Below are 16420 nucleotides of genomic sequence, written 5' to 3'. Positions count from 1 at the left end.
CCGCCGGGGTTAGAGGGATAAAGCCTAGAACTTGAACTGCGTGCTCTGCCGCCAGGTGTAGTAGGCAGGGTCACGGAAGTCGTCAATGAGGTGGTGGGTGAACTCCAGGCCGGTGAGCTTGAAGAAGGTTTCCCAGCCGATGCGTTCCGCCCAGGAGCCCAGGCGTTCGTACTTATTGGCGTTGGCCGCATAGACCTCGACAATGTGCTTCACGGTCTTGGTCAGGGTAGGCCAGCGGGGCGGTTCGTTGGGGATGTAGCCCACGACCACCTTGGAGAACTTGGGCATGGTGATGCGGTTGGAAACCTTGCCGCCCACCATGATGGCAATGCCGTCGCCCTCGCCGTCAGAAATGGGCAGGGCAGGGCACATGGTGTAGCAGTTGCCGCAGTACATGCAGCGGTCTTCCTTGATGGCGATGGAGTTCACTTTCTTGCCGTCGTGTTCCACCTTGGTGGGGCGCACGGCGGCGGTGGGGCAGGCGGCCACGGCCAGCGGAATTTCGCAGAGCTGGTCGGCCCACTCATGGTCCACCATGGGGGGCTTGCGGTGGATGCCCACCAGGCCGATGTCGGAGCAGTGCACCGCGCCGCACATGTTGATGCAGCAGGCCAGGGCGATGCGCACAGGGGCGGGCAGGCGCATGCTCTTGAAGTCTTCAAACACGGTGTCCATGACGGCCTTGACCGGGCCGGAGGCGTCGGTGGCCGGGGTATGGCAGTGCACCCAGCCCTGGGTGTGGACCATGTTGCTGATGCCGGCGCCGGTGCCGCCCACGGGGAACTTGAAGGAGCCGCCGTCAAACTTGCGGCTGTTCAGGTCGTCGCGCAGGGCCTTCATGGCGGCTTCGTCTTCCACCATGAATTCGATGTTGTTACGGGTGGTCCAGCGCAGGTAGCCGCCACAGTACTTGTCGGCGATGTCGCACAGCTCACGGATGTGGGTGATGGACATGGTGCGGGTGCCGCCCACGCGGACGGTGTAGCACTTGGCGCCGCCTTCGGCTACGTGCAGCAGCACGCCGGGCTCAAGAATTTCATGATAGAGCCACTTGCCGAAGTTGTTTTTGATGACCGGCGGAAAATAGTCGTCGTACTTGTGGGGGCCGATGTCGGTAATGCGGCCTTCCATCGGTTTTTCGGGATTGTACCCGGAAGAAATAAAAGCCATGTTCTTCTCCCCCTTTGACTAGCGTTGATGGCGTTTGCGGTAAGCGGCGAGGTCGCGTTTCCAGCCGCCGGGCACTTCTTCTTCTTTGAAGAAGATATACGGGTTGGAGCGCGGTTCTTTCACATGGTAGGCGGCGGCCGGGGTGTCGGTCACTTCCAGCAGCTTCTGGAAGGAGAGACGCTTCATGGTTTCGCCCACGCGTTCGCGGTTTTTGCCTTCTTCCATCCACCAGTCCCAAATCTTTTCGATGACTTCTTTGACGTCATCGTAAGGGGCTTCACAGGAGATGAAGGGCACCAGCAGCGAACCCATCTGCGCGCCGTCCACCACCGGGGCCTTGGCGCCCACCAGGATGCTGGCGCCGCGTTCGTCGCCGATGTGCAGGGCGCGGGGCATGGTGTTGATGCAGTGCATGCAGCGCACGCAGTCGGCGGTCTTGATGCTGAGCTTGGAGCCGTCCCACTTCATGCACTTGCTCGGGCAGAGGTCGACCACTTCCTTCTGGATGTCGAACTTGCCCCAGTCGCGTCCGGCGTGGGCGCCGGCATTGGGAGAGAACTCGCCGGCCACATAAGCCTTGACGGCTTCCTGGTCGATTTTGATGTCGTCCTTCCAGGTGCCCACCACGGCGAAGTCGGAACGCGCCATGGCGCACACGCAGCCGTTGGGGCAACCGTCGAACTTGAACTTGAACTTGTAGGGGAAGGCGGGACGGTGCAGCTCATCCTGATAATCAATGGTGAGCTGGTAGCACATGTCCTGCGTGTTGTAACAGGCGTATTCGCAGCGGGACATGCCAAGGCAGGCTTCGGGCGTACGCAGGTTGGAGCCGGAGCCGCCGAGGTCCACGTGCATTTTGTGGGTCAGCTCGTGGAACACTTCCTCAAGCTGGGGGGTCTGGGTGCCCAGCAGCACGATGTCGCCGGTGGAGCCGTGCATGTTGGTCAGACCGGAACCGCGCAGATCCCAGATATCGCACAGGTCGCGCAGGAACTTGCTGTGGTAGTATTTGCCCGAAGGCTGTGCCACGCGCATGGTGTGGAAGTGGGCCACGCCGGGGAACATCTGGGGCTGGTCGCAGTACCGGCCGATAACGCCGCCGCCGTAACCGAACACGCCCACAATGCCGCCGTGCTTCCAGTGGGTTTCCTTTTCGTTGTAGGAAAGCTCAAGCACACCCAGCAGGTCTTCGGGGCAGTCCGCGGGGATCTGGTAGTCCAGTCCCTTGGGATTCTTGGCCCGATAGGCCGCTTCCTGTTTGATGTCGGACACAAAGCTCGGCCAGGGGCCGCTTTCCAGCTGGTCCAACAGGGGGGTTGCATGTTTCGCCATTGCCATACCTCCACATGGTTTGTTTGTATCACGCTGCAGCGTGACGTGCCGGTCAACTACAGGGATCCGGCGCAGCGGTCCGGCGCAGCAAACCGGCGCAGCGAGCCGCATGGCGGGCGGCCGGGGTGTGCCGGGCAGAAAGGCCGTCACAACCTTCAAGCCATCCCCGGACTGCCGCCGGAATAATCCGCCCTTAAAAAACGGGCGCGCGCGGGGCGCGAGCCAAGAGCGATCCGGGCATCGGCCCCCATCGGGCCGCAACGCGGTCAAAGTCCTGTATACGTCATTTCTGCCCTGATGACAACCGGGGTGCCCCGTCGGGCGCAAAGCCCCGCTGCAAGCCCGTGAAATGCGGCTTTTGCGCTGCCGGAAAGCCTGTAACATTCCACGGGGCGCGGTGTTGCCCAACGGCGACACCTTTTGCTTTCCCCTTTTTTTGCAAAAATGGCAATGAATTTTTGCGTTATTGTGCAATCTTTCACAATATAGTGGGGCGCAACCCTTGGCAAAGCGCTTCGGTGCGTTTATACTGCTTCAGTCCGCAGCCGCGCGGACGCATTGTCCCGCGGCCTTTTTTGCGACAAACGCACAATGCACCAGCCTGCGACGAGGCGCGCATGAGAGACCAGCTCGGTTTGTATTACCATCCCCAGGCGGGCGACACGCAGTCGCGCGTCTATGTGCGACGCGGCCCTGACGGCGAGGTGGAATTTCGCCTCTGGCGGGCCGACCATCCCGAAGTGTGGGAACGTCATCCCTGGCTCAGCCTGGCCGTGGTGCGGCAGGCTGCCCAGCTCTACCAGCAGGAGCGCAACGGCGAGGCCGACCCCCTGCGCCTTTACGACCTGGCCGTGGCCCGCGCCCTGCTCAAGGAGGCCGAAGCGTGAACGGAGGCTGGCTGGTGGCCAACCGGGATTTTCTGGTGCGCGACCTGGTGCGCGACTACTGTACTGTCTACAGCCTGCTGGCTGATCAGCGCCGCCGCTTTGAAGCGGACGGGGCCGTTTCGTACAGCGCTTTGCGCGACCTGCTGGGCGAATCCATGCGCAAGGGCGTGTTCTGGCGGCTCAAGGACACGGCCCACCATCTTTTTCGCAACACGCCCCATGCCGTGGATCTCACCGAAGCCGACGCGCCGCCCCCCCCGGACGGCGACCCCGCTCCACGGACGCTTCCCGACGGTACGGACGACCCCCGCGCCCTGGAGGCCCTTATAGATTGGTGCGTGGGCTATGCTTTTCACGAATGCGCCAAGCTCAAGGAAGACGCCTTTCAGGGCCAGCACTACGCCAACCGTCTGGTGCAGATAGCCCGCAGCATGACCGTCAGCGTCGAGGCCTACAATCCCCTGCGGGGCCTGGGCGGGCAGACTGCCGAAAGCTCCACCCGCGAGCTGGCCCGCATCATGCACGTGCTGGGGCACGGCCTGCGCCTGCTGGCCCGCTATCTGGCGGCAGAGCGGCAAAACACCCGTCTGGCCCGCTGGCTGGCCAGTGAAGAAGCCTTGGCCGCCAAAGCCTTCGGCCCCAGTTATGACCTGCTTTTGGACGCCCTTTACGACAGCGACCGCGAACGCCTCTATCTTCTGGCCGCCCGCGACTTTCTGGAAGCGGGCCGCCGCGCTCCGGCTCTGGGCCTGCTCCTCCGCGCCCGCGCCGCCGGTCACCTAGGCATGGAGGGGCACAAGCTGCTGGCAAGCCTCAGTCAGACGGAAGAGAAAAACAATCCCGGCGTGTGCGCCGAATGTGGCCGTAACAGCCCTTTGCCTTGCCTCTGCGGCCTGGAGGGGCCCGCGTGCTCCTGAAAAAGAAACCTTCATCGGCCGTCCGCCTTTGGGCCTTGTGCGCCCTGACGGCGTTGCTCTGCTGCGCCCTGCTGGCCGGCTGCGGGGGCCGCTCCTCCTGGCGCAAGGGCGGCGTGCGGGGCACCAAGCCCTATACCGTGCGCGGCAAAACCTATTATCCCCTCAAATCCGCCCACGGTTTTGTGGAAGAAGGCGTGGCCTCCTGGTACGGCCCCGGCTTTCACGGACGCACCACCGCCAACGGCGAGCGCTACAACCAGTATGCCATGACTGCGGCCCACAAGCTGCTGCCCCTGGGCACGCAGGTGCGCGTTACCCACCTGGGCAACGGACGCAGCGTTATCGTGCGCATCAATGACCGCGGCCCTTTTGTGGGCGACAGAGTTATTGATCTTTCCCGCGCGGCGGCCAGCCGCCTGCAGATCCTCGGCCCAGGCACCGGCCGCGTGCGCGTGCAGAGCCTGGGCGGCGTGGACCGCATGCGCGACGACGGCGATCTGGCCGGGGATTTTTATGTCCAGGTGGGGGCCTTTGCCCAACGCGCCAATGCCGACGCGCTGATCAGCATTCTGAGCCGTGCCGGGCACCGCGGCCGCCTGGTCTATGGCAGCAACAGCCTCTGGAACGTTCAGGTGGGCCCCTGGCCGGACACCTTTATCGCCCAGCAGAAGCTCGCGGCCTTCCGCGCGCTGTATCCCAGCGCCTTTGTGGTGGGAGATTAAGACATTGCAAGGTTGCACTGCCCTGGCGGCTGCATAAGCAGGCCCGCCGTGGAGGCACAAGCGCAGCTGCAGCCGTTGCGATGCAGGGTTTTAGCCCGTTACGGCGAAGGAAGGTACGGGCAAAGACAGCAGCGCTATGCAGTTGCGCGCTTGAGCGCCGGAACGAGCGTGCCGTAACTTTTGCAACTGCCTATTCTTAAAGCTAATCTGCGCTAGAGCAGTTAGCGAATGAAATGAGCTAACTGCTCTGCAAGAATTTTCTTGAAAATCCTTGCCACAAAATGCGAGAAGGCAGGCTTTTGCCTGCCGTAAGCGAGCATTTCAAGTGTTAAATGCGCTAAAAGGAGGGGCCCCGCCTCAGCGGCGGCGCGCGCCCAGCACATTGGGCAGCAGGGCGCGCAGGTCGCCGGTCACCAGCAGTCCGGCGGCGCTTTGGCCCACCAGCTCCCGCGTGAGCGCCGGAGAGCGCACCAGCAGCCCGGCCTGGCCGCCGCCTTCCACATACATGACCGTGCGCACGTTGAGCGGCAGGTGCAGCAGTTGCTGGGCAAAGGCGTAGGCCTCCACGGGCTGGCGACAGTGCAGAAAAAGAATCTGCCCTTCTCCGTCCACAGCCACGGCTGAAATGGAATAGAGCGGCCCCCCCGGCGACCAGAGAATGCGGCGGTCCGCGCTGATCATGCGGTAGTTCTGCACCACCAGGCGGTAGCGCTTGAGCTGCTCCTCCCAGCCGGGGGCGTCCTTGTCCAGAATGGTGGCGCGCGGCAGATCCGCCGCATGGGGGCCGGCCACAAAAAAGGCTCCGAAACGCCGCACCAGGCGGCCGTTGTTGACGTGCGCGTCCTCCCGCATATAGCCCGTGCTGGTCAGGCCGTCGGGCAGATACATGCTGGCGTTGATGGCGGCGGCAAGGCCGTACTGTTCGCCCCACTGGCTCAATGTCCGGGGCGGGCCGCCGTCCAGGGAGCGGGCGCAGAGTACAAAGTCGAAGCGTTGCGGGTCAATGCGCAGGGCCGTCAGCTGGGCTTCGCTCTCATGGAGCTGAAATTCACCGAAGAGCAGCCCCGGCTCCAGCTCCCGCCAGGCGGCGCGGCCGGCGCTGTCCACCCCGCCCTGGGGCGGCGCGGCGGGCGGCATGGCCGCTTCGGCCTGCGGCGGAGATTCCGGCGCTGGCAACGCGGCGTCTGCGGGCAGCGCAACCGCCCCTTCCTCAGAGTGTGCGGGCCCTGTGGCCGCTTGGGGCTGCGGTACCGCGGGCGGGGCGAGGTTTTCGGCCGGCGGCGCAAGCCTTGCAGAGGACGGCACGGCCGCTGCGGACGGCGCGGGTGGAACCGGTGAAGGCTGCAGGGCCGCAGGCCCTTGCGCGGGCGGCGTTTGCGAGGCAGAAATGGCCGCCGTCGGCGCGTCCGCGCCAGGCCGCGTGGGTCCATGGGCCGCGGCAAACCAGAGCAGCGCTATGCTGCACAAACCCGCCGCGAACCAGAATGCCCGCCGCTTCCGCCTGTGGGGGCGGGTCGGTCTGCCGGCCGAAGCCGGGTTTGCTGCGTGCGCATCTTTTGCTGCCATACTGCCCCTGCTGCCTCAGAATTACGACCAGACGTCATTTTTGGCAAGCCGGGTCCGGCCTGTTTTTGTTCAGCCCGTATTCTACCATGGCGGCAGCCTTGACATATCAGCTTATCTTGATACAGTTATTAAGTATCCCGCTAACGCCATCTTGGTGTATCGTATCTTTGAGAAGGACGGCAGTATGAACATTGGCCGAAAAATCCGCGCCGCCGGCGCGCCTTTTTGTTCCCTGGAATTTTTTCCGCCCGCGGATGCGGCCCAGCTGCCGGAATTTTACGCCACGGTGGAGCGTCTGCGCGGCCTGGCCCCGCTGTTTGTTTCGGTAACCTACGGCGCGGGCGGCGCACGGCAGCAGAACACCCTCACCGTCACCACGGAACTGGCCCGGCGCGGTCTCACGGCCATGGCCCACCTCACCTGCGTGGGGGCGGAGGCGGCGTCCATCGCGGCCTTTGTAGCTGCCCTGCGCGCCGCCGGGGTGGATAATGTACTGGCCCTGCGCGGCGATCCGCCCGCCCGCCAGGCCGGCGACCAGCCCTGGGACTGGAGCCGGGCGCGCTTTCGTCACGCGGCGGACCTGGTGGCCTTTGTGCGCGAGCGCGAACCGGGTATGGGCATAGGGGTAGCAGCCTACCCCGCGCCGCATCCCGAATCCCCCTCCTTTGCCGAAGACCGTCGCCGCACGGCGGAAAAGCTCCGGGCCGGCGCGGACTTTGCTTTGAGCCAGCTTTTTTTTGACGCCCGCGAGTATGAAGATCTGGTGGCCCATTTGCGCGCCCAGGGCATTGCCATCCCCATTGTGCCGGGCATTCTGCCCATCCAGAGCTTTGACTCCTTACGCCGGGTGCTTTCCCTGTGCGGCGCCAACATCCCCGGCAAACTTTATCTGGACCTGGAAGCCGCCGATGCCAGGGGCGGCGCGCAGGCCGTGCGTGACGTGGGTTTGGACTTTGCCGTGCGACAGATCCGCCGTCTGCTGGACAGCGGCGCACCCGGCATCCATTTGTACACCCTCAACAAGGCCGAGCTCTGCCTGCGCCTGGCGCAGGAGGCTGGGTTGGCCTGCGGACAGCCATGCGCAACGCGCTCCTGACGCTGTTTGTCGTTGCCCTGCTGGCCTGCGTGGGTGTTGCCTCGCTGACGCCGGAAGCGGCCCGCCAGAGCTCGCCTGCCAGCGCAGAACCCACCCAGAGGGAAAGCGTTTGCACCCAGGTCACCCAGGCCGCCCAGAGCCTGCTGGCGCCGCAGTTCCATCCCGCAGAGCATTTTTTTGCGGAGCCCGTCACCGTAACCCTGTCCACGCCGCAGGCCCAGACCCGTATTCACTACACCCTTGACGGTTCCGAGCCTACGCCGCAAAGCCCTGTGTACGCCGCGCCTCTTGTCCTGACGCCGCAACAGAACACCACCTGCGTGGCGATCAGGGCCATGGCCGTGGCCCAAGGCCGGACCAGCGCCGTCAGCACGCACAGTTATTTTTTTGATTCCCACATTGCCGAGCGGTTTTCGTCCTACGTCGTTTCCCTTTCCACAAACCCGGCCAATCTCTACGACGATGACCGCGGCATCCTGGTGCCGGGCAAACGGCGCGCGCTCTCCGAGGCGCAATACCCGGAACGCCCGCCCGAAGCCCATGACGCCAACTACAAGGGCCGTGGGCGCGCATGGGAGCGCCCCGTCCATGTGGAAGTCTTCAGCCCGGAGGGCACACGTCTTCTGGAGCAGCAGGCCGGGCTGCGGGTTTTTGGCGGCGTTTCACGCGCGGCAGCGCAAAAGTCCTTGCGGCTTGTGGCTCGCAAAAGCTATGCCGGGGGACGTGGCAAGTTTTCCTATCCTTTTTTCCCGGAGCTGGCTGACCCGGCCGCCCCGCGCCCCGTTCTTTCCTTTGACGGGCTGGTGCTCAGCAACGGCGGCCAGGACCTGGAAGACGCTCAGCTGCGCACGCCCCTGCTTTCCCGCCTGGCGGCCGAGGCCGGTTACCCCTGGGTGGCCCYGGTTGATTCCGCCGCCGTCTTCCTCAACGGCGTCTACTATGGGCACGCCTTCCTGACCACGAGGGTGGACGACAGCTTTCTGGCCGATCTTCTGGATGTGCCCAGAAAGGACATCACTGTACTGGGCGGCGGCGTGCGGGAGCTGCGTGCATCTCATAAGTATCCGCGTTTGCTGCATCTTTATGAGATAAAAACGTTTCGCGAACTTGCCCTGGACTGTGCAAACCGTCCTGCGGACGTCACGCTGCCGGCGGCTGTTGCCCGGCAAATAGATGTGGACAATCTGCTTTTCTACTACGCCATAGAAATCTATCTGGACAACCGGGACTGGCCCGACGACCAGAACAACACCAAAGTCTGGCGCTACAGCGGCGACGCGCCCCAGCCTCTGCCGGAACTGGACGGCCGCTGGCGCTATGTGCTCTACGACCTGGACGCCACCACCATGAGCCCCTGGCATGGCATGAAAAAGCCCGACAACCCCAGCCTTGCGCGGGTCATGGAAAAAAGTCCGATTTTTGCCGCCTTGCTTAAGCAGCCCCAGTTGGCGGCACAGTTTGCCAACAATATGTGTGACATGGCTTTTGCCCACTTTACTCCCGACAAGGTCCGCAAGGGTATGACGGCTCTGGAGGCCCGCAGCCAAAAAGAAGTCCGTTACGCGGCCCAATACGGCGCATACAGCCCGCCTGGCCTGTGGCAAACCATCACCACAGGTCGACAAAACATCCTGCATTTCTTTGAAAAACGTCCAGAAGCTGTGCTGCGCGAGCTGCGCGCCGCCTTCGGCTATACCGATCTCTATGCGGTGAGGGTTCAGGGTCGGGCCCGCTGCAACACTGTGGGGGGAGAAAACCCCGCGGGCTGGTATTTTGTAGAAAACTCCGTTATCATAGAACCTTTGCTGTTGCCTGGCACTGCCCTGGACCATTGGGAGGTCAATGGCCTTGTGCGCCGAGGGGCAACCCTGACGGTTTCCGCCAAAGACGCCGTGGACGGCCGCGTGCAGGTCAGGCTGGTGAGCCGGCCGGCCCCTGTGCCCTTTGTGCTGGAAGACGCCTACGACCAGGATGTCCTGTGCGGTTTTGTTCTGCATAACATCAGTGCGGCGCCGCAGCGCGCGGACGGCCTCTACCTGAGCGACAGGCTGGACAGGCCGCGTAAATTTTCTGTGAAGGATCTGGTGCTGCAGCCCGGCGAGCGCGTCCGATTTGTGGGCAAAAAACATCACCATGCCAAAGCGCTGCTGCAGCGCAACGTCAACTTCAACCCCAGGCGGGGTGAAACCGTCTATCTGCGCGACGGATCCGGAAACATCCTTTCCTCCGTTCGCGTGCGGTAACGCGCCCACTCCGCTCCGGGCCCGCCCTGGTGCCCCATGACCGAAGAAATCCGCCAGATCCTGCTTCTGCTGTCACAACAGGAGAGCCTCGGCCTTGTTTCCCTGGCCACCACCCTGGCCGTAGCCCTGGGCTGCGGTCTGGCCATCTATCTGCTCTACAAATACTTTTACCGCGGCGTGGTCTACAGCGAAAATTTCGGCGTCCTGCTTTTGCTGGTCAGCGGCGTCACGGCCTTTATTATTATTACTATCGGCACCAACTTTGTGCTTTCGCTGGGCATGGTGGGCGCGCTCTCCATTGTCCGCTTCCGCGCGCCGGTCAAGGATCCCCTGGATGTGGGCTTTCTGTATTGGAGCATCGCCGCCGGGCTCACCGCCGGGGCGCGGCTGTACACGGTGGCCATCTTCGGCACGGCAGTGCTGGGGCTGGTCTACATCCTCATGAATTACGCGCGCAAGGAAAAGCGCGTTTTCCTGCTCATCCTGCGCTACGCCACCGAGGTCGATGCGGCTGTCGCCGCCCTGCTCACGCCCCTCAAGGGCAAGCTGAAAAACAAAAGCTGCCGCAACGGGCTGACGGAACTGACCCTGGAAGTCCGGCTCAAAAACAGCCGGACCGTCTTTCTGGAAACCCTGGCCGCCGCCCCTGGCGTGGAAACCGCCACATTGGTGGAGTACAACGGCGATTACGTTTAACTGCAGCCGTGCTCCATGAGGCAGAATCGGGCCATGACGTATTTGGAGATGGCCAACTGGTTGAACTCCATGCCCGCGAACAAACCGGCCACCACGCTGGGCAGAAAACCGTCGCACTTCAGTTCCAGAATGACCAGCCCGTCCGTCTGCACGGGCAAAGAAAACGCAGCGCCGGGCCGGGCGGCCCGCAGGTTGCTGTCAAACGTCACACGCACATTGCCCGGCGTATAGCTGAAAGCCTCGCGGTCGTAGTCCACCCGCACCACCGGCCGCAGCCAGGACCGCAGCCAGGCGGCGTACAGCGCCCGCCACACCGGCGCATCCTCCCCGGCAGCACAGGCGCAATCTCCCCGATTCAGCCGTTCAAACTGCGCCGCATTGAGCCAGGTCTGCTCCTTGCGGGAAAGATCGCCGCACTTGTGCTTGCGCTCCAGCCGCGCCTGCGCCGTGGCGCCGTTGTACCAGCGTACCCGCCATTTGTCCCGCACCAGCGCCCCGCACTGCTTCTGCCGCAGGGCCGTGTCGTAGATATCGTCAAAATACAGGCTGCTGATGTGGTAGGGGCCGTCCTGCGAATACGCGTCCGGACGCAGCAGCCAGGCCACCCTTTGCCGCAGCACGGCCGCGTCGGACGGAGTAAGGTAGTATTTGCGCTCTTGGCGAAAGCCAAGCTGCGCGGCGGGCGCGTGCCGGGGCAGGGGCGACGGGAAGGACATTTTTTTATGTTACATTTTGATGTCAAGCGAGTAAAGCGCGCCGCACCTGACCACAAGCCATATTGACCGCCCGCTGTCACACAGGGTAGGTTGCGCCATGTCCAGTGCCATTCAGAAAGGCCATGGCAGTCTGCTCCTGGCCGTATGCGCTTCCCTTTTTTGTATGCCCTTTATGATGGCAGGGGTTAACGCCGTACTGCCGCCTCTGGGCCTCAGTCTGCACGCCAGCGCGCGCGAACTGGGCCTCATGGGGGCCTTTTACGCCATGGGGCTTGCCGTATTTCAGCTGGCGGGCGGCAGCCTGGGCGATATCTGGGGCTACCGCCGCGTTTTCCTCTGGGGCGTGGGCATTTTTGCCGCCACCGGCGCTTTGCTCGGCTTTGTGAACTCTGTGCCCGCTTTCCTGGCCCTGCGTTTTGTGCAGGGCGTGGGCGGGGCCATGTTCAACGCCTGCGGCCTGGCCCTGTTGGCCTCGGCCGCGCCCGAAGGCAAACGCGCCTCCTACCTGGGCTACAGCGGTTCGGCCGTTTACGCCGGCATTGCCTGCGGCCCGCCCCTGGCCGGACTTGTGGCCGGCAATCTGAGCTGGCGCTGGCTGTTCTGGGGCAATGCCCTGGCCTGTGTGGGCGTGTTCCTGCTTATGCGCTGCGCCGTGCGCCTGGACTGGAGCCCCGCCAAAGACAAGTCCTTTGATTGGAAAGGCTGCAGCGTCTATGCCGCGGCCATGACCGCCCTGACCTTCGGCTCTTCCGAGCTGGCCGACGCCCCGGCCCTGGCCGGGGGCCTGCTGGCGGGCTTCGTCCTTTTGCTGGCCCTGTTCTGCCGTATGGAGCTCCACAGTCCCCATCCCCTGTTGGACCTGCGTCTTTTGGCCCGCAACAGGGTCTTTGCCCTTTCCTCCCTGGCGGCCTTCATCAACTACAGCTCGTTTTTCGGGGTCATGTTTTTTTTCAGCCTCTATCTGCAGCTGGGCCGGGGCTGCAGTGTAGAGCAAGCCGGGCTTTTTTTGGCCGCGCAGTCCCTTATCCAGGCCCTGACCACCCCCTTGGCCGCCCGGCTCTGCGCCGCCTTTCCTCCGGGCCGGGTCAGCGCTGTGGGCGTGGCCCTCTGCGGTCTGGGCCTGCTGGTCTGCGGCTTCCTGCGGCTGGATTCGCCCTACTGGCTGCTGTTTGCGGCTATGGGCCTGCTGGGTTCGGGCATCAGCCTTTTTGCCCTGCCCAATACCACCATCATTCTGGAAAGCGCAGGCCGGGACCATGTGGGGCAGGCCTCAGGCCTCACCGGCGCGGTGCGCACGGGCGGGCAGCTCATCAACATGGCCTGCATCACCCTGACGTTGGGCTTTTTTCTGGGCGACCAGCCCGCCGGTCCTGAAAATATTGACGCCTTCATGGCCGCCATGCGGCTGGACCTGACCATCTTCGGTCTGCTTAACCTTCTGGCCGTGGGCTGCGTTCTGGCCCGCAACCGCAGTTAGCGCATATTTCCTTTACGTGTGTTGCCTCAGGGCGCGTTCCACGCGAGGCTGCCGCAGCCCCGCGCCAGGAAAATTCCTCAGGCTTTTTCTTTGTGCCGCCGCTTGCGGCGTTCTTTTTCTTCAAGCAGAGCACGCTGCTTGTCAAAAGGCACTCAGCCGCAGCTCATGCGGTCTACCTGCAGCCAGCCTTTCCGCAAGGCCAGAATATACAAAGCCGCAACACCGCCGAAAACCAGCAGCAACACCAGCAAATCCGCCATATATCCTCCCTGGAGCTTTTTTTGTTTTGCACTCGCTCCGGCAACTGCACGGACAGGCGTCCACCGTAACGATACAATCGGTTATTATTAATAATAATTCCAAGTAAACCTGAAAGCAATGGCCTCAGGCCCTAAACTTGGACGATACGCCGCCGAAGATACGGGCAGAGGCAAACGCGTTTACGGCGGAAAAATCTTCCCCTGGCGCGCGTGCACGCTTTTTGCATTGTTTTTGGCAAACCGCGCCGTGCCGACGGCATGCGCGGCACATCGTGCGGGGAGGCGCCTATGGCCATCAGCATTTCCGGTTCCAACGCCATTTCCGGCCTGAGCGGCATGGATACTGATTTTGACGAGGTTCTCGCCAAACTGAAAGAGGTGGAATCCACCCAGCTCAACCGTCTGGAGGCCTGGAAGGACGACTGGAACCTGCGCTACGAGGCCTTTGGCGAAATCATCGGGCAGGTGCAGACCGCTCAGAATGTGCTCTCCAATCTGGCCAATAAAAATAATTTCGTCAGCAAAAACGTTACCAGCAGTGATGAAAATGTCGTCACCGCCGTGGCCAGCGCCTCGGCGCAGGACGTGCAGCACAACATCACGGTAAACCAGATGGCCAGCAACGCCGTCTGGGCCAATATGCACATCTACGATTCCAAAACGGAAATCATCAATACTTCCGGGGAAACCCAGACGTTTTCCTACACTTATGCGGGGACCACACACACCCTGGAAATAGCCCCCAAAACCACCCTGGAATCTTTCGCCAGCCTCATTAACGGCGATGTCGACAACCCCGGCGTCAAGGTCAGCCTGGTGCAGACCGGTTCCGGCTATGTGTTTCAGATGGCCGGCACGAGCACGGGCGAAGCCAACGACCTGGTCATCAACGACGCCGACCTGGTGGGCATGACCTCTGCCGGCGCGACCTCCTCCTGGCAGACCAACGGACTGCTGGCCCTGAACAAAACCATTACCGACCCCAACCAGTATGCCTATGATCTGCTTACGGAGGACGGCAACTGGTTTACGGTCAGCATCACCGGCGACAAAACCAATGAAGATCTGGTCAATCAGATCAACGCCCAGACCGGCCGCAGCGTAGCCAGTCTGGACCAGGACGGCAACCTGCAGTTTCAGGATGTCAAGGCCGTATACCGGCGCGATACTGAAGCGCAGGCAAGCCGCACCTCCGGCAGCACCACCCTGGGCATCGGTTCCAACCTCAAAGCCACGCTGAGCGCGGATACTACGGTCAGCTTCACGGTCAACGACGGCGCGGTGAGCAGCACCCACACGTTGGAACTCAAGGCCGGCGCTACCATGAAGGAAGCCCTGCTGCAGATTGCCCAGGCTGCGGGCAGCAGCAGCGCTGAGATGACCCTCAACAGCGCCGGCGGCTGGGAGATGAAGATCGCCAACGTCAGCGACCTTACTTTCAGCGCCGATGTGGGCATTACCCACAGTGAAACGACCGCCAACCTTGGGACGCGGCAGGACGACGCCAGTGAACTCTCGGCCAGCGTCAAGCTGACCTTCGACAAGGACATGCTGAGCCAGAAGCTGGGCGGCGACAGCGCCGACGGCAGCGACTACGAATATACCATTATCAAAACCGACGGCACTACGCAAAAGGTTACCATAGCCAACACGGCAACATACGACGATCTGCTGACGCAACTGGGCGGCACAACGTCCACCGACAGTGACGGCAACACCGTTGTCACCCTGGACGACACGGAGAATTTTTATCTCAGCAGCGGATTGGGCGGGGGCCTGGACGGCCTTGCCGTCAGCGTCCAGGCCACAACGCGGCTGACCGGCATGGACGGCAGCGCCACCATAGACGCCACGCAGCCGGAGCTGAGCTATTCCATTACCCTTAACGGTGGCGAAACCGTGACCGTGGACGGCATCGCCAGCGGATCCAGCATCAAAGACATTTACGAAAAAATTGCCGCAGCGCTGGACGGCACCGGCGCCACGGCCACCCTGGTGGACGCTGAGGGTAATGCCTGGGACGGCACGGACGCCACCGGTTCCTACTACCTCCAGGTCGGCAATGTCCAAAGCGTCAGCGGCCCCGGCATCAGCGGTCAGGTGGCTTCCTCTTCGGTCTGGAACATCCAGCGCGCCGCCAACGCCCGCTATACCGTGGACAACTGGCCCATGGAGATGGAGTCCGCCAGCAACAGCGTGAGCGACGTCATTGAGGGCGTGGTTTTCAGCATTCAGGATACGGGTACGGCCCGCATCAGCGTGAGCACGGACATTGCCTCGGTGGAGGAATCCATCCAGACTTTTCTGGACGCGGTAAACTCCGTTTTGCTGACCATCCAGGATTATACGAAGTACGATGAAACCAAGGAAACCACCTCCAGTGATCCCGACGATATAGGCAACGACAACTACAGCGCTTCACAGCTTACTTCCGAAAAAGGCGGTTTGCTGCAGGGCAACTACGGCGTGCAGCTTTTCGCCTCGCGCTTTTCCGGCCTTCTGGGCAGCTCTCCGCCAGGTTTCCAAAGCCGCACCAGCGCCACAGACCTGCTTTCGGGCGACGTGCTGGCCAACCTGGCCAACATGGGCATCAAGACCGACACCGACGAAAACAGCGATACTTACGGCCTGCTGGTCATAGCGCCCGAATCCAGCCTCGCTGCCCTGCAGCAGCTGGACCAGGAAAACTATGAGGACATGATCAACAACAACCTGGAAGCCGTGGTGGATTTTTTCTGCTCCAGCGGCACCGGGGCCAGCTCGTCCGCAGACTTTCGTTACAACAGCCATGTGGCCGGCATCACCAAGGGCGGCACGTATGACGTCAGCTATTCCGTGGATGCGGACGGCAATATAGAGCACGTCTATGTGGGCGGGGTGGAGGCCACCCGCGATACCAGCCAGCCCGGCTATTACTACAGTGTGGCCAGCGGTGACGCGCGCGGTCTTTCGTTGAGCATCGATGACCTCAGCGAAGGCGCCCACTCAGGGCAGATCCGCATCAAGGAAGGCCTGATCCCCACTGTCAACAGTTTTCTGAAAAGCGAACTGACCTACAACGACGTCAATGTCAGCGCCAATGCCACGGATGATCAGATCGCCGACGCGATATATCTCAAATCACAAAACGGCGCGCTGATGGTTTTGCAGGTAAACTACAAAACCATCATGGAAAATATTGAAGACAAAATTTCAAAAGAGCAGGACAGGCTTGAACTTTGGGAGTCTCGGCAAAAAACCTATTTTGCCAATCTTGAAACCCTGCTCAAGCAATACAGCACCATGCAAGATCAGCTGGAAACCCAGCTCAAGCAACTCTCCAGCAGCAGTGATTAGCA

General features: G+C 62.3%; 12 protein-coding genes. 8 read left to right on the top strand and 4 right to left on the bottom strand.

Translation table 11 applies throughout. From position 1 onward, the window contains the following. Nucleotides 1-24: 24 nt before the first annotated feature. Nucleotides 25-1170, bottom strand: coding sequence for a dissimilatory-type sulfite reductase subunit beta (dsrB, locus tag EB812_RS03795; RefSeq protein ID WP_118229306.1), 1146 nt, complete (start codon nt 1168-1170; stop codon nt 25-27). Between the two features lie 18 nt (nt 1171-1188). After that, the gene (gene dsrA, locus EB812_RS03790) at nt 1189-2502 is read right to left on the bottom strand and encodes a dissimilatory-type sulfite reductase subunit alpha (protein WP_118229305.1); all 1314 of its coding nucleotides are present in this window, start codon (nt 2500-2502) and stop codon (nt 1189-1191) included. 617 nt (nt 2503-3119) lie between these two features. Between dsrA and EB812_RS03785 the strand changes: the two genes are divergently transcribed. From EB812_RS03785 to EB812_RS03775, 3 genes are read left to right on the top strand one after another with little or no spacing between them, the layout of a single operon-like run. Next, a complete protein-coding gene (locus tag EB812_RS03785; RefSeq protein WP_118229304.1) occupies nt 3120-3389 on the top strand; it encodes a hypothetical protein in 270 nt (89 codons plus the stop codon). Beyond that, on the top strand, nt 3386-4306 hold the full coding sequence (locus tag EB812_RS03780) for a hypothetical protein (protein ID WP_118229303.1): 921 nt from the start codon (nt 3386-3388) through the stop codon (nt 4304-4306). The genes EB812_RS03785 and EB812_RS03780 overlap by 4 nt, the downstream gene beginning before the upstream one ends. Continuing rightward, complete coding sequence (locus tag EB812_RS03775; protein ID WP_165450890.1) at nt 4303-5028, top strand: septal ring lytic transglycosylase RlpA family protein; 726 nt, start codon at nt 4303-4305, stop codon at nt 5026-5028. The genes EB812_RS03780 and EB812_RS03775 overlap by 4 nt, the downstream gene beginning before the upstream one ends. Nucleotides 5029-5385: 357 nt before the next feature. Here EB812_RS03775 and EB812_RS03770 read toward each other — a convergent pair whose 3' ends face one another. Continuing rightward, nucleotides 5386-6165, bottom strand: a complete 780-nt coding sequence (locus tag EB812_RS03770) for a phosphodiester glycosidase family protein (protein ID WP_118229439.1) — start codon at nt 6163-6165, stop codon at nt 5386-5388. Nucleotides 6166-6778: 613 nt separating this feature from the next. On the opposite strand from EB812_RS03770, the gene EB812_RS03765 reads away from it, so the two are divergent. The 3 genes from EB812_RS03765 to EB812_RS03755 are packed head-to-tail and all read left to right on the top strand — an operon-like array spanning nt 6779 to nt 10629. Beyond that, nucleotides 6779-7690 (top strand): methylenetetrahydrofolate reductase, encoded by a 912-nt coding sequence (locus EB812_RS03765; protein ID WP_118229438.1) that lies wholly within the window; start codon nt 6779-6781, stop codon nt 7688-7690. Next, nucleotides 7672-9933, top strand: a complete 2262-nt coding sequence (locus EB812_RS03760) for a CotH kinase family protein (protein ID WP_130957838.1) — start codon at nt 7672-7674, stop codon at nt 9931-9933. The genes EB812_RS03765 and EB812_RS03760 overlap by 19 nt, the downstream gene beginning before the upstream one ends. Before the next feature lie 36 nt (nt 9934-9969). Beyond that, nucleotides 9970-10629, top strand: coding sequence for a DUF4956 domain-containing protein (locus EB812_RS03755; RefSeq protein ID WP_118229301.1), 660 nt, complete (start codon nt 9970-9972; stop codon nt 10627-10629). Here EB812_RS03755 and EB812_RS03750 read toward each other — a convergent pair. Further along, entirely contained in the window at nt 10626-11345 is a 720-nt protein-coding gene (locus tag EB812_RS03750; protein WP_118229300.1) for a polyphosphate polymerase domain-containing protein, read from the bottom strand. The two genes, EB812_RS03755 and EB812_RS03750, sit on opposite strands and share 4 nt — an antisense overlap. Nucleotides 11346-11442: 97 nt before the next feature. On the opposite strand from EB812_RS03750, the gene EB812_RS03745 reads away from it, so the two are divergent. Next, nucleotides 11443-12822, top strand: coding sequence for an MFS transporter (locus EB812_RS03745; RefSeq protein WP_118229299.1), 1380 nt, complete (start codon nt 11443-11445; stop codon nt 12820-12822). A 548-nt stretch (nt 12823-13370) separates the two neighbouring features. Next, nucleotides 13371-16418, top strand: coding sequence for a flagellar filament capping protein FliD (gene fliD, locus EB812_RS03740; RefSeq protein WP_118229298.1), 3048 nt, complete (start codon nt 13371-13373; stop codon nt 16416-16418). Nucleotides 16419-16420 lie beyond the last annotated feature (2 nt).

Source organism: Desulfovibrio legallii, from assembly GCF_004309735.1.
In the GTDB taxonomy this organism is placed as follows: domain Bacteria; phylum Desulfobacterota; class Desulfovibrionia; order Desulfovibrionales; family Desulfovibrionaceae; genus Desulfovibrio; species Desulfovibrio legallii.
Note: the sequence above shows the minus strand (reverse complement) of the source record. Positions and strands in the feature narration are given on the sequence as shown.